Raw genomic sequence first — 23,044 nt, 5'->3', positions numbered from 1 at the left:
AAAAGTCTCCCCTACCGGGGGAGATTTAGAGGGGGCTGAAACTAGAACGTTAGCACATAAAAAAATGTCAACAATAAAATCAGAGCCTACCGTATTCATCATTTTCGGTGGCACCGGCGACCTTAACGCACGTAAACTTGCGCCAGCCTTGTATAACCTTTTCCTGGACGGATGGCTGCCAAAACAATTTTCAATCATCGGCACCGGGCGTACCCAGCTAACCGATGAACAGTTCAGAAAAAACTTAAACGAGGATATCAACAACTTCTCGCGCAGCGGTAAAGCCGACAAAGCTAAATGGGCCGAGTTTGAAAAAAATATTTTTTATCAGGTATCAGACGCTAAAGACGCTGAAACTTACAAAGAGTTTGGCAAACGTATTGAAGCCCACGCCGCTGAGTGGAAAGTTAAACCAAACGTAATTTACTACCTGGCGGTATCGCCTACTTTCTTCCCAATAATCACCTCAAACCTGGCCAAAGCCAAATTGACTACTGATGTGGAGAAAACCCGTGTGGTAATTGAAAAACCATTTGGTCATGATTTGGAATCGGCTAAAGAATTGAACAAATTACTAGCCGGTCTTTTCGATGAAAAACAGATCTATCACATTGACCACTACCTGGGTAAAGAAACCGTACAAAACATCATGGCGTTCCGTTTTGCCAACTCTATTTTAGAGCCGATATGGAACCGTAACTATATTGAGCACGTACAGATATCAGTTACTGAATCGTTAGGTGTGGAGGAACGAGGCGATTATTATGATGGCTCTGGTGCCATGCGCGACATGATCCAGAATCACCTGTTGCAATTGCTTTGCTTAATTGCCATGGAAACCCCGGTTAACTTTAACGCCGACGAAGTACGTAACCGTAAAGTTGATGTATTGCATGCTATGCGTCGTTTCTCTCCTGAGGACGTACGTATGTCGGCTGTACGCGGTCAGTACGCTAAAGGCTGGATGGAAGGCAAAGAGGTTCCGGGCTACCGCGAAGAACCTAAGGTTGATCCAAACTCAAATACCGAAACTTTTGCAGCCATTAAATTCTTTATTGATAACTGGCGCTGGCAAGGTGTACCTTTTTACGTACGTACAGGTAAAAGGCTGCACCAAACATCGTCGGTAATTACTATTCAGTTTAAAGACGTTCCGCACAAGATATTCCCTACCGAAGCTGCCGAAAGCTGGACACAGAACAGGTTGATCATCAGCATTCAGCCAGAAATGAGCATCCGTTTGCAGGTACAGGCAAAACGCCCGGGTTTGGATATGATATTGAACACAGTAGACATGGTGTTTGACTATAAAGGTACTTACACCAACCAGGCTCCTGAAGCTTATGAAACTTTATTGCTGGATACGATGCTGGGCGATCAAACGCTGTTTATGCGTGGCGACCAGATAGAAGCTGCATGGGATTTGATCATGCCTATCTTAAGCACCTGGACCAACAAGAAAAGCTTAAACTTCCCTAACTATGCTGCTGGCGCATGGGGCCCTGAAGCTGCCGAGGCGCTGATTGCCCGCGACGGTTTCACCTGGTTCTCGTTACCGTTGAAGAATACGAAGAAGTAATTAAAAAACTTGTCATTCTGAGCGGAGCGAAGAATCTTATGCGCCCTGTTAATCGCTTTGATAAGATCCTTCGCTCCGCTCAGGATGACAAGAAACAATAACAAGGGGCTCACGCCCCTTCCTTTTTGACAAACACTATGAAACTAAACATCTTCCAAACTCCTGACGAAGTTATTGAAGGCATAGCCCAATACTTTGTTGAAACGGCCAACGCCGCTATTCAGGCGCGTGGCAAATTCTCGGTAGCATTGTCAGGCGGCAGTTCGCCTAAAAAATTGTACGAACTGTTGGCCTCAACAACTTATGCTGATAGTATTGACTGGACCAAAGTTTATTTCTTTTTCGGCGATGAGCGCAATGTGCCGCAAAACGACCCTGAGAGTAATTACCTGATGGCTAAAAATGCACTGTTTTTGCCTCTATACATTGAGCCCTCAAATATTTTTGCCGTTGATACTTCATTAACACCCAATGAAGCCGCTCAAAAATATGCCGAGCAAATAGCTGAATTTTTCGACGACGAAGAAATGAGCTTCGACCTGGTGTTATTAGGTTTGGGCGATGACGCGCATACCGCCTCATTGTTTCCACATACCGAAGCATTGCATGATGTAACACCATCAGTAAAAGCTAACTTTTTGCCTAATAAAAATATATGGCGCATCACCATGAACGCGCCATTGATCAATGATGCTAAAAATATAGCGTTCCTGGTTTATGGTGAAAGCAAGGCCGAAGCAGTACACCATTGTTTAGAGGATGAGGAGAATATTGAAGAATATCCTTCGCAGTTAATTGATTCTATTGCAGGTGAAACCGTTTGGTTTTTGGATGACGCTGCAGCAGCGAATCTGGATGTGGACGATTTGGACGCCGAAGAATAATATGATTTCGCATTTTATGTCTTATTTCCATCACGTCATTGCGAGGAACGAAGCAATGACGGCTTTATTATGATGACAGCCTAAACGGTCGCTTTCAATCTAGCCACAATACCGGCAGCTCCTAATTTCTCCTGCTCGCCGGTGGTCATGTCCTTAAACGCCAGCAAACCGCTTTGCATTTCTTCGCTGCCAATTAATACGGTGAACGGGATATTCTTTTTATTAGCGTACTCCATTTGCTTTTTGATCTTGGCTCCGGCGGGATATAGCTCAGCATTTACGCCTTCTGTGCGTAGCTGCTGCAGCAAGGGTAAGGCGTAAACCTCACCTTCCCTGTCGAAACAGCATATCAACACCCGCGTAGTTTGGTTAGCGTCGGCAGGAAAGAGGTTTAGTTCTTCCATTACATCATAAATTCTGTCGGCGCCAAATGAAATGCCGGCCCCTGTTAAGCCTTTTAAGCCAAACATGCCTGTCAGGTCATCATAACGACCGCCGCCGCCGATGCTACCCATAGCCACCTCGTTAGTTTTTACTTCGAAAATAGCGCCGGTGTAATAGTTCAATCCGCGGGCCAGGGTAATATCCAGCTCTATAGTTGCACGTTGTATTTTAAATTTGCTGATGTAACTGAAAACAGTTTCTATCTCGCCGCAACCTTTTAAGCCAATTTCAGATGCTGCTAACGCCGAACGCAAACTAGCCAGTTTATCCTCGTTACTGCCTTGCAGCAGGATCACCGGCTTCAGTTTTTCAATATCAGCATGGGTAAAGCCTTTTTCCAGCAGTTCTTTGATCACACCATCCAGGCCAATCTTGTCCAGTTTATCTATGGCCACGGTAAGGTCGATAATACTGTCAGCCTTGCCAATCACCTCGGCTATGCCCGATAGTATTTTGCGATTATTGATTTTGATGGTAAAATCTTTTAAACCTAAAGTACTCAGCGCTTCATCATAAATCAATATAAACTCCGCCTCGTTTAATAGAGAGTCCGAGCCTACCACATCGGCGTCGCACTGAAAAAACTCGCGGTAACGGCCTTTTTGTGGCCTGTCGGCACGCCAAACCGGCTGTACCTGGAAACGCTTGAATGGGAAGGTGATATCATTCTGGTGCATTACCACATAACGGGCAAATGGCACAGTTAAATCATAACGGAGGGCTTTTTCAGAGATTTCCTGTGTGATCAAATTTGAATTTAAGGTTCCCAGTTTTTCTGGATTTACTTTTGACAAATAATCGCCACTGTTCAGAATTTTAAAGATCAACTTATCGCCCTCATCGCCATACTTACCCATCAGCGTTGACAGGTTTTCCATTGACGGTGTTTCAATTTGCTGATAGCCATATTTACGAAAGACAGCTTTAATGGTATCAAAAATAAAATTGCGTTTTACCATTTCGGCGGGCGAGAAATCGCGCGTGCCTTTGGGTACAGATGGTTTAATTATAGCCATGGCGGCAAAGGTACAAAAAACGGGGAATTTGCTTAGGTATTTGGATGCCGTCTGTCAGCCGACGGATTGGCGTCCCACTCGCTGAGTAGTCCGGCTACTGTCGACGGAGATCCTGAAACAAGTTCAGGACGACTAACAGGTGTATTCCAGCAACTCCATTCTGTTTCCAAACGGATCCAGAAAAGTGAAGCGGTCGCGCCCTTCAATTACTGGTTCTTCGCAGATAGTAACACCATTTGTTTCCAGATACCGGCGTGCCTCTGCAAGGTTACCGACCTCGAACGCAGTATGTCTGAACGTTAAACCAACAGGCTTTTCTACACCGATATGCAGCTCTATGCCACCGATCAGGAACCAATAGCCGGGAGTGTCAAACACATGATCAGGGCGTTGAGCAGGCTGCAGCCCCAACACATCGGCGTAAAAAATGCGAGCCGCCTCGAGGTCTTCAGGGGCCACGCAGATATTAATATGGTCGGTGCGTATAAAATTGATCATGGATGGGTTTGTTGCGGTTTAATGACCTGATAAAGATAGCGGAATTCATAACTTTATCGCATCAATTATCAGTTAGAAACATCATGGGTAAATTAATAAACGACTTTGAAACTTATCGCACCAAAATGAACGATAGGATCATGGAAACTGCCAACACCAATATCAAGCGCTTCTTTGCCTTAGATACCACCACTTATGCCGATGGCGCATTGGACGTGAAAACCAAAGAAATGCTGGGCCTGGTAGCCTCCATGGTTTTACGCTGCGACGACTGTATCAAATATCACCTGGGTAAATGCCATGAGGCCGGCGTAAATCATGACGAGATGAACGAGGTGTTCATGATAGCCAACTTGGTAGGCGGCTCCATCGTTATTCCGCATTACCGCAGGGCGGTGGAGTACTGGGATGAGTTGAATAGTTCTGAGTCTTGAGTCAGAAGTCAAAAGTCTTGATTCTTTTATTTTCGCTTAAAATATCAATTTTACGCATTAGCCTAAATTAGTCGTCAGATGAGTACCTTTCGGGATTTAATTGTATATAAAAAATCTTTCGCTCTGTCAATGGAGATATTTTTTCTAACTAAGACGTTTCCAAAAGAAGAAACCTATAGCTTAATAGATCAAATAAGACGTTCATCAAGATCTGTTTTCGCTTGCGTTGCTGAGGCCTATCAAAAAAGACGATATTCCAATCACTTTATTAGTAAACTAACAGATGCTGATATGGAAAATGCCGAAACACGCGCTTGGCTCGACGCATCACTTGCTTGTGGTTATATCACTGCCGAAAAGTTTGCCGAGCTAGATCAACAGGCGAATGAAGTTTTACGTTTACTTATTTACATGATTAACAACCCCGATAAATTTAAATAAAATGACTCAAGACTTTCGACTCCAAACTGAAGACTTGCGGCGCTGCTCCTGGTGCGGTACCGATCCGCTCTACATGGAATATCATGATAAAGAATGGGGTAAAACCACACATGATGATAAAGTACTGTTCGAATTCCTGATACTGGAAGCGGCACAGGCGGGGCTGAGCTGGATCACCATTCTGCGTCGCAGAGAGAATTATAAAAAGGCATTTGCTGATTTTGATGTGCATAAGGTGGCTGCTTTTAACAATGAAGATGTTGAGCGCTTAATGCAGGATGCCGGTATTATCCGTAATCGCTTAAAAATCATTGCGGCCATTAAAAACGCGCAGTTATTTCTGGAGATACAGAAAGAGTTCGGTTCGTTTGATAAATACATGTACAGTTTTATGCCCGATGGTAAACCTATTAACAACATCTCCGGTAAAACACCGGCAACATCGCCCGAGTCGGATGCTATCAGTAAGGACATGAAGAAGCGCGGTTTTAAGTTTTTTGGCAGCACCATTTGCTATGCGCATATGCAGGCCACAGGTATGGTGAACGACCACGTGCCGGAGTGCTTTTTCAAATAAAATAATATCGAATAACGAATATTGAATTTCGAATGATGAAGTACTTCTTTATTCATTATTCGAAATTCGGTGTTCGATATTAACGTCCCGAAGTTGTATTTTTGAGAAATCGGCGCATTCAACGCGTCGCATAAAAATACAATGAAAAAGCTTTTCCTTTTAGATGGTATGGCCCTGATATACCGGGCGCATTTTGCTTTGAGTAAAACGCCTCGTTTTACCTCAGGGGGGTTAAATACATCGGCAGTAATGGGTTTCACCAACACGCTGCTGGATGTATTAAAAAAGGAAAAACCGACCCACATGGCCGTGGTATTTGATACCGATGCGCCTACCGAACGCCATACCGACTTTGCTGCCTATAAAGCACACCGCGAGCAAATGCCTGAGGATCTGTCTTCTGCATTGCCTTACATTATAAAACTCATTTTAGGCTTCAATATTCCGGTTATCACTGCCGATGGTTATGAGGCTGACGACATTATAGGCACGTTGGCCAAAAAAGCCGAACAGAAAGGCTACAAGGTGTACTGTATGACGCCCGATAAAGACTTCGCTCAACTGGTATCAGAAAACATTTTCATCTATAAACCCGCCCGTATGGGTAATGAGATGGAGATTTTGGGCGTGCCGGAAGTTTTGGCCAAATGGGAAGTTGAACGCCCCGAGCAGGTTATCGATATTTTAGGTTTATGGGGCGATGCTGTAGATGGCATTCCCGGTATTCCGGGAGTGGGCGAAAAAACCGCCAAGGCGTTGATTAAGCAATATGGCTCGGTTGAAGGTATCATTGCCAACAGCCACGAGCTTAAAGGAAAACTGAAGGAAAACGTTGAAACCTTTGCCGAGCAGGGCCTGATGTCCAAAAAACTGGCGACAATAAACCTGAACTCACCGGTTGAGCTGGATGAGGCCGGGCTGGAAATGTGCTCACCGAGCAAAGAGCTTTTGGAGCCATTGTTTGCCGAACTTGAATTTAGAACGCTGGGCCGTCGAGTATTTGGTGACGATTTTAGCATAACTGAAATCAAGGCTGTATCTGCCGGAACGCAGATAGACATGTTTGGCGCTCCCGTGGCCGAAGGCCGAACCACGTTAACCGTCGACATCCAGGATATTAAAGAACCTGCATTTGAAACTGCCGCAAAAAACATCAATAATGTTCAACACACCTATTATTTGGCCAATACTAAAGAGAAACGTGCTGAACTGATCAATATCCTTAAACAACAAAATAGCTTTTGCTTCGATACTGAAACTACCGGAACCGATGCCAATAATTGCGAACTGGTTGGCCTTTCGTTCTCAGTAAAAGCCGGCGAGGGCTGGTATGTACCGGTTCCGCATGATCAGGCAGCAACACAGTCGATTGTTAATGAGTTTAAAGAAGTAATGGAGGACCCCTCCATCGGCAAAATCGGCCAAAACCTGAAATTTGATATCCTGATGCTAAAATGGTACGGCATAGCTATTTGCGGCGACCTGTTTGATACCATGATGGCGCATTATATCATTGACCCGGATACCCGTCACGGCATGGATGTGCTCAGCGAAAATTACCTGGGTTATAAACCGGTGTCTATTACTGAGCTTATTGGGCCAAAAGGCAAAAACCAGGGCAACATGCGCGATGTCGAAATCGAAAAGATCAAAGAGTACGCAGCCGAAGATGCCGACATCACCCTACAACTTAAAGAAGTTTTTGAACCCAAGATTAAACAGGTTGGGGCTGAAGAATTACTGCATAAAATTGAGAACCCTCTTATTTATGTATTGGCCGATATTGAGCACGAAGGTGTGCGTATTGACCACGACACGCTGAAGGATTTCTCAAAAGAACTGGAAAACGATATCGCTAAACTGGAGAAGACAGTTTACGAGAAAGCGGGTGTTAAATTCAATATCGCTTCGCCAAAACAACTGGGTGAAGTACTGTTTGAAAAGCTGATGCTTGACCCTAAAGCCAAGAAAACCAAAACCGGCCAGTACCAAACAGGCGAGGATGTCTTGCTATCGCTGGCCAACAAAAGCGACATTGTCCGTGATATTCTGGACTATCGCCAGTTGCAAAAACTAAAGTCAACCTATGTTGATGCGCTGCCGCAAATGGTGAACCAGAAAACCGGTCGTGTGCATACCAGTTACAACCAGGCAGTTGCGGCAACCGGTCGCCTGAGTTCAACCAACCCTAACCTGCAAAACATCCCTATCCGTACTGAGCGTGGCCGCGAGGTGCGTAAAGCATTTATACCAAGGGACGAAAATCATATCATTGTTTCTGCAGATTATTCGCAGATAGAATTGCGTATCATAGCTGAGATCAGCAAGGATGCCAACATGATGGATGCCTTTGTTAAAGGTATAGACATTCATACCGCTACTGCTGCCAACGTTTATGGCGTTGCTGTTGAGGAGGTAGACAGCACACAACGACGTAATGCTAAAGCGGTAAACTTTGGCATCATCTACGGCCAGTCGGCTTTTGGTTTGTCACAGAATCTGGGCATACCGCGCAAAGAAGCCGCCGAGATCATCGAGAACTACTTCCTGCAATTTCCGGGCATTAAACAATACATGGCCGATACCATGAACTTTGCCCGCGAAAATGGTTATGTGACCACACTGATGGGGCGCCGCCGCTACCTGCGCGACATTAACTCGGCCAACGCAACCGTTCGTGGTTTTGCTGAGCGAAATGCCATTAACGCCCCTATCCAGGGCTCGGCTGCCGATATGATCAAGATTGCCATGATCAATATTCACAAAGAGTTTAAAGACCGCAAGCTGGACAGCCGTATGACCATGCAGGTGCATGACGAATTGGTATTTGATGTGCCTAAACACGAACTGGAAATTGTGAAACCTATTATTGTAGATAAGATGAAGAACGCCATCAAAACCGTTGTACCTATCCTGGTTGAAATTGGTGAGGGTGTGAATTGGTTGGAAGCGCATTAATTAACTGCCGCACCGGGCATAAATCGCGTATTTACCGCCATCAAAACGCGTAATTGCCCAACAAACTTAGTTTCAATAGCATAGTTTTCTTATAGACTAAAATAAGAGACTATGTTTCATCACGTAAAAGAACTACAATTTAACGCCCGGGTATCAAAACCCGATCCGCGTTTTGCACGCTTGCTGCTGGAGCAGTTTGGAGGCGGCAATGGTGAGCTTAAAGCCGCCATGCAATATTTCACCCAGGCTTTTGCCTGCAAACAACCCTATCCAGACAAATATGATTTGCTGATGGATGTCGGCACCGAAGAATTTAGCCATTTGGAAATAGTGGGAGCCACTATTCAGATGCTGCTCAGCGGAGTCAGCGGCGAATTAAAGGCATCAGCCGATGAATCGGAGATCATGCAAACCATGAATGGCAAGGCAGCAAAAGAAAGCTTTATGCATGAGGCCATGATCAATCCGCAGTTTGGTGTATTGAGCGGCGGCAGTCCGACACTTACAGACAGCAATGGTAACCCGTGGACGGCGGCTTACGTTACCGCGAATGGAGATTTGACGGTCGACCTGCGGTCGAACATTGCTGCTGAATCGCGCGCTAAAATTGTGTATGAATACCTGATGTCGTTTACGGACGACCCTTATGTTAAAGAAACCTTACGCTTCTTAATGACCAGGGAAGTAGCTCATTATCAACAATTTGAGGCGGCATTAAATAGCATTCAGCCAAATTTTCCGCCGGGTGTGTTGCAAAGCGATCCGCGTTATAGCAACCTCTATTTTAACATGTCTAACGGGCAGGAAGTTCGCGGTGGTTGGAATGAAGGCAAAAGCAGCCAGTTAAATGAAGAATGGCAATATATTGCCGAGCCCAAAGCGGAAGTTAATGCCACTAAAGGTTTGGTAGAACGAGAGCCGGAGGGCACCGATCGTACCGAAAAAAATGTTATTAAAACCGATAAGGCTCTCGCTAAAGAACGCAGTGCCGAGATTAATGAGGCGACACCGCTTAAAGCAATCTCCTGGAGTATTTATGATTCAGAAATTTAGTTTTTATAGTGTGAATGTTTAAGCCGCCGGTGAGGCGGCTTTTTTATTCGCTATACTTTTATGCTTTATAGTCAGATTGCAATAATCTTAATTTCCGTGGCTATATAATCGGTTAAATTGTCAATATCATAATTCAACGTTGGTTTAACTTAAACTTTCATAGCGGGGAAAACACTTTTTTCAAATTATGTGTTTGCTTATTTACCCGAATGTTTAGTACCTTACTCACTGCATATAAAACCAATGAAAATATATCACCTGAGTGCCGAATGTTACCCGGTTGCCAAAGTTGGCGGCCTTGCCGACGTTGTAGGTGCTTTACCCAAATACCAAAACCTGGCCGGGCTTGACGCGGCCGTGGTAATGCCTTTTTATGATCGTAAATTTACCCGCGAGAACGAGTTTGATACCGTTTTTCAAAGTGCAACTTTACTTGGCACGCGCAGGCTGTATTTTGAGATACTTAAAGAAAAAACAGATAAGCTGGGGTTCCCCCTTTATCTGGTAAAGATTCCCGGACTGGTTGACCGCGAAAACATCTACAGCTACCCAGATGAGACCGAGCAGTTTATTGCCTTTCAGATTGCTTTTTTAGACTGGATAAGCTATTCGCAGCAATCGCCTGACATAATTCATTGCCATGACCACCATTCAGGCCTAATTCCGTTCTTGTTAAAATATTCAAAGCTTTATACCCGCCTGGCAGATACGCCAACTGTATTTACCATTCATAACGGGCAATATCATGGCGCATTTGGCTGGGATAAGTTAGCTTACCTGCCTGAAATTGATTTGAGTAAAACCGGCTTACTGGACTGGGCCGGCGGTATTAATCCACTGGCGTCTGCTGTACGCTGTGCCTTTAAATATACTACCGTTTCGCCAAGTTACCTGGACGAACTTTCAATCAGCTCAAACGGATTGGAATATCTGTTTTTTTTGGAACGCGCCAGAGGGGTTGGCATAATCAACGGTATTGACACACAGGTATGGAATTCGGCTACGGACCCTATGATTGTAGAAAAATATACGGCAATAAAGGTTACTTCCGGAAAGCAAAAAAATAAAGAAGCGCTTTGCGCCAGGTTTAATCTTGACCCTTCAAAACCACTTATCAGCTTCATTGGCAGACTGGTTTTGGAGAAAGGTGCCGAATTGTTAGCCGAGGCTATTGAAACCTGCCTGAAAGATTATGCGGGTCAGGTAAACTTCCTGATATTGGGAGCCGGCGATGAGGATATAGAAAAGGACTTACAAGAACTAAAAGAGAATTTCCCTGTTGATTGTAATGTGTATATAGGATATAACGAAGAGTTGGCGCACCAGGTTTACGCAGGTTCAGATTTCCTGCTGATGCCTAGCCGCGTTGAACCTTGCGGACTAAATCAACTATACTCTTTACGCTACGGCACCATGCCGGTAGTACGCAGTACCGGGGGGTTAAAGGACACTGTAATAGATTTTGGCGACGCAGGTGGTTATGGCATCCGGTTTAACAACGTAAGTGTAGCCGACATCGCCTATTCCGTAGGCCGCGCTTTAGCCCTTTATCCAGACACAAAACAAATGCAAACATTACGTAAGCGGATGATGGCCCTTGATTTTTCGTGGGACGCATCGGCTAAACAATATATAGAACTTTATAAAGGCATAATTTCAACAACAGCAACAACATGACATCTAAAGTAATTTGCATTGTTCTGGGCGGTGGCCAGGGCAGCCGTCTCTATCCGCTTACTGCAACACGATCAAAACCGGCAGTACCTGTGGCGGGTAAATACCGATTGGTTGATATCCCTATTTCAAACTGCTTACACTCGGGCATTACCCGTATTTACGTATTAACGCAGTTTAACTCGGCCTCGTTAAATAAACACATCAAGAACACTTATCACTTTAGTAGTTTCAGCGAGGCTTTTGTTGACATTTTAGCAGCCGAACAAACGCCTACCAGTGGTTCGTGGTTTCAGGGCACTGCCGATGCGGTGCGCCAGAGCCTGCATCATTTGGCTGTACACGAGTTTGACCATGTATTGATTTTATCGGGGGACCAATTATACCAGATGGATTTTGACGATATGCTGAATGAGCACATTGAAAAAAATGCCGATATATCTATAGCTACAATCCCGGTTCATGCTAATGATGTACCCGGGTTTGGTATTTTAAAAACTGACGAAGACAGTTTTATCACCCAGTTTGTTGAGAAACCTAAAACCGATTTTGAATACCTGCAATCGGAAGTAAGTGATGAAATGAAGGCCCAGGGACGCAACTATCTGGCATCAATGGGGATTTATATTTTTAACCGAAAGCTTTTATATGATACACTGCAAAGCAATAATCACCCTGACTTTGGTAAGGAGATCATTCCGCAATCAATTGTTAACCACCGTGTATTAAGCTATCAATACGAAGGTTACTGGACAGACATAGGTACCATCCCGTCGTTTTTTGACGCCAATTTGGGCTTGACAGACGATATCCCTCAGTTTAACATGTTCGACAAGAACTACATTTTTACCCGTGCACGTATGCTGCCGCCGTCAAAGGTATCTGGCACACACATGGAAAAAGCTATTATTGCCGATGGCTGTATCATTAATGCCGATCATATCATTCGCTCTGTTGTCGGTATCCGTACCCGTATAGGCTTTGATACCACTATTGAGAACTGCTATATTATGGGTAGCGATAACTACCAAACCCTGGAGCAGATAGCTGAATGTAAGGAAAACAATCAACCTATTATGGGTATTGGCGACAGATGCCAGATTAAAAACGCCATCATTGATAAAAACACGTATATAGGCGATGACGTATGCATTAACTGTGGCGACCCGCTGCCGAACGGTGACTACCCAACCCATACCGTACAAGATGGTATTGTTGTGATTAAAAAACGCGCAGTAATACCAAACGGAACTGTGATTTAATTTTGAAATAGTTCTTTTATGAACAAAAAAAGCCAGGCAATGCCTGGCTTTTGACTTTTAAGAATGTACGTTATTTCAATACGCCTAATTTCAAAAACGCATAAAACAAACCGGTGCAATGCAATGATTGGGCTATTTTATTATCAGCCAGTAACTTTTTCACCTCATCAATAGTGTATTCTTCAACTACAAGCTCTTCGTGCTCATCTAAAGCTTGCTCCTGCACCTTGATGCCACCTTTAGCCAGGTAACAGTAAACGTGATTATTGGCCGTGGATGGATTTGGGTAAACCACACTGATCTGCTCTATGTCATCAAACTGATAACCCGTTTCCTCCAGCAACTCACGACGCATTGCAGCTTCAGGAGCCTCATCGCCATCAATAACACCGCCGGGAATCTCAAGTGACACAATATTTGCCGCATGCCGATATTGGCGCACCATCAAGACTTTATTTTCAGCCGTTAGGGCAACTGCGTTTACCCAGTTTGGATATTCTAATACATAATATTGATCTACGATACGCCCGTCGGGCATTTCGCATTCATCGCTCCGCAAAGTGGCCCAGGGGCCTTTGTGTATATATTCTGAATGGCAAATTTTCCATTCTAAGTTATTACTCATGTGTTTGTTTTATAGATAAATGCTCAAGAAGCAAAATTAAGGTTTGCCGCGTCACGCTCAATCACAAATCAGAAAAGAAAACCTAAAATCTGGCCAACTAATCTCTAATAACTAAGCCTACCAACTACCGCCCGAGCCGCCGCCGCCGAAGCTGCCCCCGCCAAATCCGCCGAAGCCACCGCCTCCTCCGCCGCCGCCACCAAAGCCGCCGCTGCCGCCAGAGAAACCACCCCAGCCGCCGCCACTGCCGCGTCCCAAAGCATTGCCTGCTAAAAACCACCAGAACGGACTAGCGCCACCACGGCTGCCGATAATATGACCGCCACCGCCACCACCCCTGTTACGGAATACAATGATCAGGATGACAATTACGATGATGATCACAAAACCCGCGGAGCCGCCACCGTCATTGTCTTTACTCTTACGCTTCGTATTGGAGTCGGCCTTATATTCGCCTTTAGTATATTTAATAATATCGTCGACACCTGCATCTAAGCCTTCATAAAATTGCCCCGCCTTAAAACGGGGGTTCATGTCGTTTACGCGGATTTGCTGGGTAATAACGTCAGGCAATGCGCCTTCCATTCCGTAACCGGTTTGGATAGACAGTTTATGATCGTCTAACGCAACCAATATAATAATGCCGTTATTTTTGCCCTTCTGACCAATTCCCCAGGCGCGTCCCAATTTTTGGGCATATTCATTTACATCATAATCGCCGATAGAGTGGATCATCACAATAGCAATTTGCGATGAGGTTGAGTCATTAAAAGCAACCAATTTGTCTTCCAGCTTCTGCCTTTCATCGGCCGACAACGTATTGGTATAGTCGGTCACCAGGGTGTTCGACTTAGGGGGAAGCTGCTGTGCGATAACACGGTAAACACAAAGCAGCAAGCCAACAAATAATAGGAGTTTTTTAAACATTGTCTTAGTTCTAATCGCCATCCATAAAGGCAACATCATCGCTTAGTTCGTTGGTGTCGCTATTCAAGTCGTGCGGGAAGTATTTGCTTAACTGGTCACCGGCTATTTTAATACCCGTTACTATGCCTTCAATAATATCACCGGTTTTAAAGTGGGCAAGCATATCCTCTTTGGTGCTGTCCCAAAAATGGGTATCAACCAGTTGGTTAATGCCAGAGTCGCCAATAATGGCAAACTTGCGGTCCACCACCGCTACATAAATAAGTACGCCATTACGCAGGCGTGTTTTATCCATATCCAGTTGATAAAAATATTTAGCTGCGCGATCCAGCACATCTTCGCTACAGGTTTTCTCGATACAAACCCGCACCTCGCCCGAAATATGTTTTTCGGCTTCGGCTATAGCTTCGCGGATACGTTGTTGTTCTTCGTCGGTAAATAAAGCCATGGGCTTAAAAATTGGTTATTGAAGATTAAAGATTAGACAGGTTATTATGATAAGATTGAAGATTAGAAATTTAAGGCACTAATCTTCAATCTTTACTCTTCAACCTTCAAAAGTTAAAACTTAACTTTCGGCGCTTTATCTGAACCGGCTTCTGCCTGAAAGTAACCTTTCTCGGTAAAGCTGAACATTTTGGCAGTAATGTTAGCCGGGAACGAACGGATCTTGGTGTTATACTGCTGAACTGCGTCGTTAAAGTCGTTACGCGCAACGGTAATGCGGTTCTCGGTGCCTTCTAATTGAGCCTGTAAGCCCAAAAAGTTTTGGTTAGTTTTAAGGTCCGGATAGTTTTCGCTAACCACCATTAATCTGCCTAATGCTGAGCTTAACTGCCCCTGTGCAGCCTGAAATTGTTTTATGGATTCAGGCGTTAGTTTTGAAGGGTCAACCTGTACAGACGTAGCTTTGGCGCGGGCGTTGATCACGTCGGTTAGCGTACTTTTCTCGAAATTAGCAGCACCTTTAACAGCCTCAACCAGGTTAGGGATCAAGTCGGCACGGCGTTGATACTGGGTTTGTACCACGCCCCATTTAGCTTTAACATTCTCGTCCATCTGCACCATGCTGTTATAGCTGCATGAACTTAATGACATTGCTGCCACGATAACCAATATTGCTGTGAATAACTTTTTCATTTTTTTTAGTTTCTGTTTTTTTAAAGTTTAGATAGCAAATCGCATTCCGTTGTTACAAATTTTGTTTTTGAGTGCCATTATGGCAAATGCTTAGGTAAATATAAATTAAATCAATTAATCAATTACATTTTATAATTTGCGATTGAATTGCAATTAACTGTCCTCCATTCAAATGAAGAGAATATTTACCGTCCTTTTAGTGTGCTCGGGCTTTGCTGCCAGCGCGCAAAAATCAGAAAATTTAATACAATATGTTAAGCCTATCGTGGGCACTCAGCGCATGGGACACACTTTCCCGGGTGCCACTGTACCATTTGGTATGGTGCAGCTAAGCCCCGAGACTGATACCGTAGGCTACGAGCTTAACGGTCATTACAACCCAAAAGTTTATGAGTATTGTGCTGGTTATCAATACGAAGATAAAACCATTGTAGGCTTTAGCCATACGCACTTCAGCGGCACCGGACACTCAGACCTGGGCGACTTTTTGATCATGCCCACTGTTGGTCAGCTAAAATTAAACCCCGGCACTGCCGACAAACCACATAGCGGTTACCGCTCACCTTTCTCGCACGCTAATGAGGTAGCCGAAGCTAACTACTACAAAGTAAAGCTTGACGAGCACAACATCACCGCCGAGTTAACCACCACAACCCGCGTTGGTTTCCATCAATATACCTTCCCTAAAAGCGACGATGCACATATCATCCTCGACCTGATGTCGGGTATTTATAACTACCCCGACAAAAATGTGTGGACCTATATGCGCGTGATTGATGACCGCCACGTGGTTGGCTATCGCTTAACTAATGGATGGGCCCGCACCCGTGCCTTGTACTTTGCGATGGAGTTTTCGAAACCGTTTATTGGCCACGGTTATAAAAACTTCTCCAAACGTGAGGTATATGGCGGCTTCTGGGGTAAGTTTGCTTCGGTGAAAAACTTCCCGGAGATTGCCGGTAAAAACCTGCGTGCTTACTTCAATTTCGGTAAAACCGAAGAAGGCGAGAAGATCAAGATTAAATTTGCTATATCTCCGGTAAGCATGCAGGGCGCACAAGCCAATCTGGCAGCCGAAGCTAAAACGTGGGACTTTGACCAGATTAAAAAAGAAGGCCAGGACGCATGGGAGAAAGAACTGCATAAAATCACCATCCAGGGTAATAAAGAGATCAAGGAGAACTTCTACACTTCAATGTATCACACCATGATCAATCCAACAGTTTACATGGACGTTGACGGCAAATACAAGGGCCTTGATCAGGAAATACATACCGCTAAGGGTTTTACCAACTATACCACTTTCAGTTTATGGGATACCCACCGCGCCTTGCATCCGCTGTTTAACATTATAGACCCGGAGCGTAATGCCGACATGGTTAAATCAATGCTGGCCCATTTTGACCAAAGCCCGGAGCATATGCTGCCGGTTTGGAGCAACTCGGCTAACGAGAACTGGTGTATGAGCGGCTACCATAGCGTTTCTGTTATTGCTGACGCCGTGGTTAAAGGCAATGTACCGTTTGACGCCAATAAAGCTTTAGAAGCTTGCGTTACTACCGCTACGCACCGCGACTATCTGGGTATAGGTGATTACATGGACCTGGGCTACATCCCTGACGAAAAGGATGGCAACTCAGTATCATCAACGCTGGAATATGCTTATGACGACTGGTGCATAGCCCAAATGGCGAAGAAACTGGGTAACGAAGCCATTTATAAGGAGTTTAGTAAACGTGCCGAGAATTACAAAAATGTGTACGACCCAAAATCGGGCTTTATGCACCCGCGCAATGCTGACGGTAAGTTCCGCAAAAACTTTGATCCGTTTACCACCATTAACCAGGGCTTTATTGAAGGTAACGCCTGGAACTACACGCTGTATGTTCCGCACGATCCGGCTTCATTAATCAAGTTGATGGGTGGCAATAAACGCTTTGTGACTTATGTTGACAGCCTGTTCAGCTACAACCTGCCCGACAAGTATTTTGCAGAGACTGAAGACATCACCAAAGACGGTATCATTGGCAACTACGTGCATGGTAATGAGCCATCGCACCACGTAGCCTACCTGTACGACTGGACCGACAAGCCTTGGAAAGCACAGGACAAGATCCGCATGATCTTACCTAAAATGTACAAACCAACACCCGATGGCTTAGGCGGTAATGATGACACCGGCCAGATGAGCGCCTGGTACATTTTCAGCTCATTGGGCTTTTACCCGGTAGCACCGGCGTCTGACCAGTATGCCATAGGCAGCCCCGCGGTTGACGGCGCTGTGGTTCAAGTGGGCAATGGCAAAACGTTTAATATCCACGTGAATAATCAAAGCGCCAAGAATGTTTACATCCAAAAGATAATATTGAACGGCAAACCGTTGAACAAACTGTTCCTGAGTCATGCAGATATTATGAATGGCGGCGAGATCACTTTCTTTATGGGGCCGAAACATAAATAGCGGTTATTGACATAACAAAAACGCCCGCGCCAAATGGCGCGGGCGTTTTTGTTATACATGAGTATAAAACAAGATGAACAGTACGAAAAATAAAGTGGCTCAAGAATCAATCATATCTGTTATAGAAATCAGAATTACAAAGCGAGTAATAACAGGTGGTTTTACCTTTTCTTAAGGAAATTCTTCTCCTCATCACCATATTTTGCCTGTAGCGCAGTTAAATGCTGTTTCAAAATAGCTACGGTTTGCCGGTACCCGGGCTTATCATAAACATTGGTCATTTCATGCGGATCTTTTTGCAAATCATAAAGTTCCCAACCGTCAACCGGTTGGTAAAAATGCATAAGCGCGTAATGTTTGGTGCGTATACCATAATGAGCCGTGGCATTGAATGACAGTTCGTAGTAATGATAATAAATTTCATCGCGCCATTTCTTGACAAGCGGCTGACGGGTAAGCAGCGCTTTCATCGACTCGCCTTGCATATCAGCCGGCGGTTTAATGCCGGCCAGGTCGAGTAAGGTAGGCGCAATGTCTAAATTCAGGACAAACTGATTTAATTTTAGTCCCGGCTTAATAGTGGTAGGATAACGTATCATCATTGGCGTGCGAAAAGCCTCTTCATACATAAAGCGTTTATCGTACAGCCCATGTTCGCCCAGGAAAAAGCCCTGGTCTGACATATATACCACGATGGTGTTTTTTGCCAGCCCGGTTTTGTCCAGATAGTTTAAAACGCGCCCGACGTTATCATCAAGCGACATGACGCAGCGAAGATAATCTTCCATGTAGCGCTGGTACTGAAAGCGCGTAATCTCGGTTTTAGTATGAAGCGTTTTAAAAATACTATATTGCTTTTGATAGGCGGCATCCCAGATCTTGCGCTCGGCCGGGGTAAGGCCCGACAGCTCTTTTTGATACTCACCCGGCGCCCAGGCATTTATTTTGCCAACGGCACAGGTATCGCAAGGAATCTTGCTGTCATAACGAATGTCCAGATCATTTTTTATGGTAAGGCTTTGGCGCTGCAAACCAGGCTTATTCTTGTAATCGTCATAAAAACTAAAAGGATACGGAAACTTTATATGATTAAACTTATTTAAATATTTAATAGGCGGCATTACATTACGGTGTGGCGCTTTATGGTGCACCATCAGGAAAAATGGCTGGTTCTTATTTGAGTCGATCCAGTGTATAGCCAGGTCTGTAATAATGTCCGTTACATAACCATCGTAATGCACCGTATCCCTCATATTGATAAATTCAGGATGATAGTAATTCCCCTGATCGGGCAGGATGTTCCAGTAATCAAAACCGGTAGGCTCGCTAAATAAATGCCACTTGCCAATCATAGCTGTTTGATAGCCATACTGCTTAAATAACTTAGGCAAGGTTTGTTGCGCACCGTTAAAATAAGTGCCGTTATCTTTCATGCCGTTAATATGCGAGTACTTACCCGTCAGAATCACCGCGCGACTGGGGCTACAAACGGAATTGGTCACAAAAGCCTGCTTCATTAAGGCCCCTTCGCGCGCAATGCGGTCTATATTGGGCGTTTTAATGAATTTAGAACCGTAGGCACTGATAGCCTGATACGCATGGTCATCGGCTAAAATGAATATAATATTAGGGCGGGCTTTTCGTTGCGAAAAGGAGGTGACCCTCAATGCCATTATCAAGAGCAGTAGCAAGCCAATTTTCCTTTTTATCGCCATGTGTTTTTAAAGACTTACCGTAATCAAAATGGCGTCGCTTTTTGGCTGTAAATTTACTTTTGTACTGTTTGCTAAACGCGATGTTCCGCTTTCGCAATCAAATTGCGTTACCGGGCCGGTGGCACCTTTAAAGCTCAGGTTAATAGTTTTTGCTGTGGATGTAGGGTTGTAGGCATACACAAATATTTTCCCATTGCAATTCACGCCATAAGTGATTACGTCTGCATCCGATGTTTTTACGTCAACCGCTTCAAATGATCCCTTGCCGTCAGCCAGCATTTTATCTGATATAGCGCGCACCCTTTTCAAATACTCGTCCGTTTTGCGATTGTCAAAATACTCCCACCACCAGCTCATGGGCAAAATGGGCGTGGGCGAAAACAGTCCGTACCACAAACCACGTTTGTAATCGCTGTCCATTTCGGCGGCGAAATCATCAAAGTTTTTCGACCAGTCCCATTCATAACTGTACTCGCCAATTACATATGGTTTTTTGAAATCGCGCTCGTAGCGTATAATATTAGCCGGTATTGAAGCAGTGTTTTTGTAAATATGTTTTTGGTTGAAATCCATATGAGGCAACCCGTCCATACCTTTCAAGTCGCGGTGCGATATACTGGTGGTGATCAAATGATTGTATGGGTCGATGTCTTTCAAGTACCTGCTCATTTCATCATGCCAGGCCACGATCGAATCTGCCTGAATAGGTCTGTTTTTATTGCCAAACTGCACATTATCAACTTCGTTAAAAAATTCCCAGGCGCCCAGGCTGGCACTATAACCCCATCGTGCCACAAAATAGCGCAGTCGGTTTTTATAGCGGGCCTTTGATTTTGGGTTCACAAAAAAATCGGCAGCTGACGGCGAGAAACCACCATCGCGCGGGTTGTAATTACCCGGACCTAAGGTGAGCATCACATACAAACCCAGCGAGTCGCACAGGTTAAACATACGGTCAGTTTTACGAATGGCGCTTGGGTTATAATAAGCTTCTGATTCCTCGTAGCGGGTGCTGTTAAAATTGCGGTGCCAGTCGACCGGTAAATTAAACTGGCAAACCCAGGTACGAAAAAAATTGCCGCCATGCTTTGCCAGGGCGGGTAGCATATACTCATAATCATACTTAGGCTTTTGGTGCAACTCGCTGAAAAACCTGGAGTCGTCGCTTTTGCGAGATTCCCAGCCAATATTCTCGCCTATCCCACGAAAAGGCTTGCCGTTATCAAACTGAAGCTCCCAGTTATTTTTGGGGTGAAGGAAACCATTCCTATCAGAAACCGCAGCAACAAACGTTGCAGTTTTTGAACGGGCGACGACGCTGCCTGATTTACTCAACTCAAAAGCATATTCATATTTACCTTTTTCCTGGGGTGCAAAGCGCGCCTTCCACAGTGATGGCTTACCACTTTCGCCCTCCTCATAATAGCAAGGCAGTATGATTCTTTTACCCGATGGTGCGATCATTACCATGTCTAAAGCTATATCCTCCTGCAAATACGGGTTCTGCCAATCTGCCGTAAGGCGAATATCAAATTCCGTCTTGCTATACAATTTTGGATTCGCGGTAAGCTGTTTAAAGCTCTGGATGCTTTGTGCCCAAAGCGACGTTGCCGCCAGCATCACGCTGCATATCAGGTAAAATTTCTTGCTCATTTATACTTCCTTGTTATAAAATATCCTCGTCAGCATCTTGCGCGACTCGCCATCCGGGTCATGCTGCACCTCGCAGGTATTATTAAATACCATCATGGCGCCATTGTCATCGCTAAAGGCAGGCCATTGCGGCAGGCCGCCGTGGTTCGGGTCGCCGTGGCGGGCAAAGTTGATCCAGGCATTCGCAACTTTATCTGCCAGGGCACGCGCCTCGTCGATCGCGCCGGTATAGTTCTCGGCTTTATCGGTATTGGCAAAAGCAAAAGGTAGTTCGCTGCAATGAAACGACCTGGGGCGGCCATCCAGCTGCGGCGTATGCCAGGCAAACATATACAAAAACGTAGGAGCCGCGTTTTGCGCCGCTTTGCGACTGGCCTGCAAATAAGCCATAGAGTTTTGCGCGCTTACATAGCTATACAATTCAACCGCCTTGTCGTTGGGGTGCGAAGTACGGAGCGTTTGTACCATTCTGCCTGCTTTATTTCCAAAACGCTCGGCCAGTTTAATGGCTAAGCCTGTATCGTCCAGGTTTTCAAGCGATGGGTTATTGATGCTGTATGACGCTTCATTGCGGCATGTGCCAACCATAAACGGAATACCCGCACTGATGGCCGGAGCCGTAGGGTCGAAGGGATGCACGGGCAAAATCTTGCCATCAACCACGGGCTGCAAACCCGCGCGGCCAACATCTGCCGGAACTTTGCTGCTTAGCTTTTGGTTTGCAGTATCTAACGCCGCTTGTAATCGCTCGTTGTTTACCTTGTGCAGATCGGCAATGTTATCTTTGGTGATCTGCAGATCGGCCAAAACCAATTGGGTAATTTGCCTGGCATAAGCCGGAGTTGACATTTGTACAATGGAATTACTCTGCGAAATAGCCCGGTGAAATAAACCTTTTGCCGCAGGCATGGCCATTAACGTAATTACCTTACTGCCGCCGCCGCTTTGGCCAAATATGGTGACGTTATCTTTATCCCCACCAAAATTGCCGATGTTTTTGCTTACCCATTGCAGGGCAAACACAATATCCAGCATCCCAACATTGCCTGATGACGCATATTTACTACCATAGTCTGACAGGTCGAGAAAGCCATACGCATTCAGGCGGTGATTAACAGAAACCACTACTACATTACCCAATTTAGCCAGGTTTTCGCCATCATAACAAGGCTGCTCCTGGCTTGAGCCACTTGAAAATGCACCACCGTGTATCCAGAACATTACCGGACGTTTCTTCCCGTCCAACGCGGGTGTCCAAACATTCAGCCGCAGGCAATCTTCGTCCTGGAAGCCGTCTATCCATTGGAATAAAAAGCCGTATTCCTGTGCCAGCCAACCACTGTCAGGTTTTTGAGGGCATATGGGGCCATATACTAAACAGTTGCGTATATCCTTCCATTTCTTCGGCCTTTCGGGGGGCATAAAACGGTTGTCGCCACCGGTTGGTGCGCCGTAGGGTATGCCCTTAAAAGTTAAAATTTGATTTCGGGTGTAACCGCGTACTTTGCCGTAGCGGGTATCAGCAACTGCGTTATTGGCCGAGGCAAACACTTTACCGCCTTCTTCAGCTTTTTCTGTTTTTTGTGCCGATGTGGTAGTAGCAGCTGCCGGGGCCACGTAGCTTAATCCGGCCACTGTGGTTAACAATCCGGCTTTTTGTAGAAATTGCCTGCGGCCGTTTTTTGTCATAGATTTGTTTTTAG

Annotated in this window: 19 protein-coding genes; 10 read left to right on the top strand and 9 right to left on the bottom strand. The window is 45.1% G+C overall.

Translation table 11 applies throughout. The features are described from left to right. Positions 1-64 precede the first annotated feature (64 nt). Both zwf and pgl read left to right on the top strand, forming a co-directional pair. Positions 65-1,579: a glucose-6-phosphate dehydrogenase gene (gene zwf, locus ACFS5N_RS12545; RefSeq protein ID WP_377185898.1), complete on the top strand. Its 1,515-nt coding sequence runs from the start codon at positions 65-67 to the stop codon at positions 1,577-1,579. 137 nt (positions 1,580-1,716) lie between these two features. Continuing rightward, positions 1,717-2,463: a 6-phosphogluconolactonase gene (pgl, locus tag ACFS5N_RS12540; RefSeq protein ID WP_377185896.1), complete on the top strand. Its 747-nt coding sequence runs from the start codon at positions 1,717-1,719 to the stop codon at positions 2,461-2,463. An 80-nt stretch (positions 2,464-2,543) separates the two neighbouring features. On the opposite strand, the gene hisS is transcribed toward pgl, so the two are convergent. Beyond that, positions 2,544-3,923: a histidine--tRNA ligase gene (hisS, locus tag ACFS5N_RS12535; protein WP_377185894.1), complete on the bottom strand. Its 1,380-nt coding sequence runs from the start codon at positions 3,921-3,923 to the stop codon at positions 2,544-2,546. Positions 3,924-4,055: 132 nt separating this feature from the next. Then, positions 4,056-4,421: a VOC family protein gene (locus tag ACFS5N_RS12530; RefSeq protein WP_377185892.1), complete on the bottom strand. Its 366-nt coding sequence runs from the start codon at positions 4,419-4,421 to the stop codon at positions 4,056-4,058. An 83-nt stretch (positions 4,422-4,504) separates the two neighbouring features. On the opposite strand from ACFS5N_RS12530, the gene ACFS5N_RS12525 reads away from it, so the two are divergent. The 7 genes from ACFS5N_RS12525 (at position 4,505) to ACFS5N_RS12495 (ending at position 12,820) form a co-directional block, all read left to right on the top strand. Beyond that, complete coding sequence (locus ACFS5N_RS12525; RefSeq protein WP_377185890.1) at positions 4,505-4,855, top strand: carboxymuconolactone decarboxylase family protein; 351 nt, start codon at positions 4,505-4,507, stop codon at positions 4,853-4,855. Positions 4,856-4,933: 78 nt separating this feature from the next. Next, on the top strand, positions 4,934-5,296 hold the full coding sequence (locus tag ACFS5N_RS12520) for a four helix bundle protein (protein WP_377185888.1): 363 nt from the start codon (positions 4,934-4,936) through the stop codon (positions 5,294-5,296). A 1-nt stretch (position 5,297) separates the two neighbouring features. Beyond that, positions 5,298-5,873 (top strand): DNA-3-methyladenine glycosylase I, encoded by a 576-nt coding sequence (locus ACFS5N_RS12515; protein WP_377185886.1) that lies wholly within the window; start codon positions 5,298-5,300, stop codon positions 5,871-5,873. Between the two features lie 141 nt (positions 5,874-6,014). After that, positions 6,015-8,831 carry a DNA polymerase I gene (gene polA, locus ACFS5N_RS12510; protein WP_377185884.1) on the top strand — a complete coding sequence of 939 codons (2,817 nt, stop codon included), beginning with the start codon at positions 6,015-6,017 and terminating at the stop codon, positions 8,829-8,831. Positions 8,832-8,942: 111 nt separating this feature from the next. Continuing rightward, positions 8,943-9,884: a manganese catalase family protein gene (locus ACFS5N_RS12505; protein ID WP_377185882.1), complete on the top strand. Its 942-nt coding sequence runs from the start codon at positions 8,943-8,945 to the stop codon at positions 9,882-9,884. Between the two features lie 243 nt (positions 9,885-10,127). After that, the gene (locus ACFS5N_RS12500) at positions 10,128-11,561 is read left to right on the top strand and encodes a glycogen synthase (protein WP_377185880.1); all 1,434 of its coding nucleotides are present in this window, start codon (positions 10,128-10,130) and stop codon (positions 11,559-11,561) included. Next, positions 11,558-12,820: a glucose-1-phosphate adenylyltransferase gene (locus ACFS5N_RS12495; protein WP_377185878.1), complete on the top strand. Its 1,263-nt coding sequence runs from the start codon at positions 11,558-11,560 to the stop codon at positions 12,818-12,820. The genes ACFS5N_RS12500 and ACFS5N_RS12495 overlap by 4 nt, the downstream gene beginning before the upstream one ends. A gap of 70 nt (positions 12,821-12,890) precedes the next feature. Here ACFS5N_RS12495 and ACFS5N_RS12490 read toward each other — a convergent pair whose 3' ends face one another. The 4 genes from ACFS5N_RS12490 to ACFS5N_RS12475 form a co-directional block, all read right to left on the bottom strand. Then, positions 12,891-13,445, bottom strand: coding sequence for an NUDIX hydrolase (locus ACFS5N_RS12490; RefSeq protein ID WP_377185876.1), 555 nt, complete (start codon positions 13,443-13,445; stop codon positions 12,891-12,893). Between the two features lie 117 nt (positions 13,446-13,562). After that, complete coding sequence (locus ACFS5N_RS12485; protein WP_377185874.1) at positions 13,563-14,372, bottom strand: TPM domain-containing protein; 810 nt, start codon at positions 14,370-14,372, stop codon at positions 13,563-13,565. Between the two features lie 10 nt (positions 14,373-14,382). Further along, entirely contained in the window at positions 14,383-14,820 is a 438-nt protein-coding gene (locus ACFS5N_RS12480; protein WP_377185872.1) for a TPM domain-containing protein, read from the bottom strand. A 113-nt stretch (positions 14,821-14,933) separates the two neighbouring features. Beyond that, a complete protein-coding gene (locus ACFS5N_RS12475; protein ID WP_377185870.1) occupies positions 14,934-15,512 on the bottom strand; it encodes a LemA family protein in 579 nt (192 codons plus the stop codon). A gap of 172 nt (positions 15,513-15,684) precedes the next feature. Here ACFS5N_RS12475 and ACFS5N_RS12470 point away from each other — a divergent pair, with 172 nt between their 5' ends. Then, entirely contained in the window at positions 15,685-17,973 is a 2,289-nt protein-coding gene (locus ACFS5N_RS12470) for a GH92 family glycosyl hydrolase (protein ID WP_377185868.1), read from the top strand. Positions 17,974-18,134: 161 nt separating this feature from the next. Here the strand turns inward: ACFS5N_RS12470 and ACFS5N_RS12465 are convergent, their stop codons facing one another. The 3 genes from ACFS5N_RS12465 to ACFS5N_RS12455 are packed head-to-tail and all read right to left on the bottom strand — an operon-like array spanning position 18,135 to position 23,030. Beyond that, positions 18,135-19,646, bottom strand: coding sequence for a sulfatase family protein (locus ACFS5N_RS12465; RefSeq protein WP_377185866.1), 1,512 nt, complete (start codon positions 19,644-19,646; stop codon positions 18,135-18,137). A gap of 48 nt (positions 19,647-19,694) precedes the next feature. Then, positions 19,695-21,341, bottom strand: a complete 1,647-nt coding sequence (locus ACFS5N_RS12460; RefSeq protein ID WP_377185864.1) for a DUF5060 domain-containing protein — start codon at positions 21,339-21,341, stop codon at positions 19,695-19,697. Then, positions 21,342-23,030 carry a carboxylesterase/lipase family protein gene (locus ACFS5N_RS12455; RefSeq protein ID WP_377185862.1) on the bottom strand — a complete coding sequence of 563 codons (1,689 nt, stop codon included), beginning with the start codon at positions 23,028-23,030 and terminating at the stop codon, positions 21,342-21,344. Positions 23,031-23,044: the final 14 nt, after the last annotated feature.

The organism is Mucilaginibacter ximonensis (genome assembly GCF_042686265.1).
In the GTDB taxonomy this organism is placed as follows: domain Bacteria; phylum Bacteroidota; class Bacteroidia; order Sphingobacteriales; family Sphingobacteriaceae; genus Mucilaginibacter; species Mucilaginibacter ximonensis.
The sequence above is the reverse complement of the archived record's forward strand: the minus strand, read 5'-3'. Positions and strand labels throughout refer to the sequence as shown.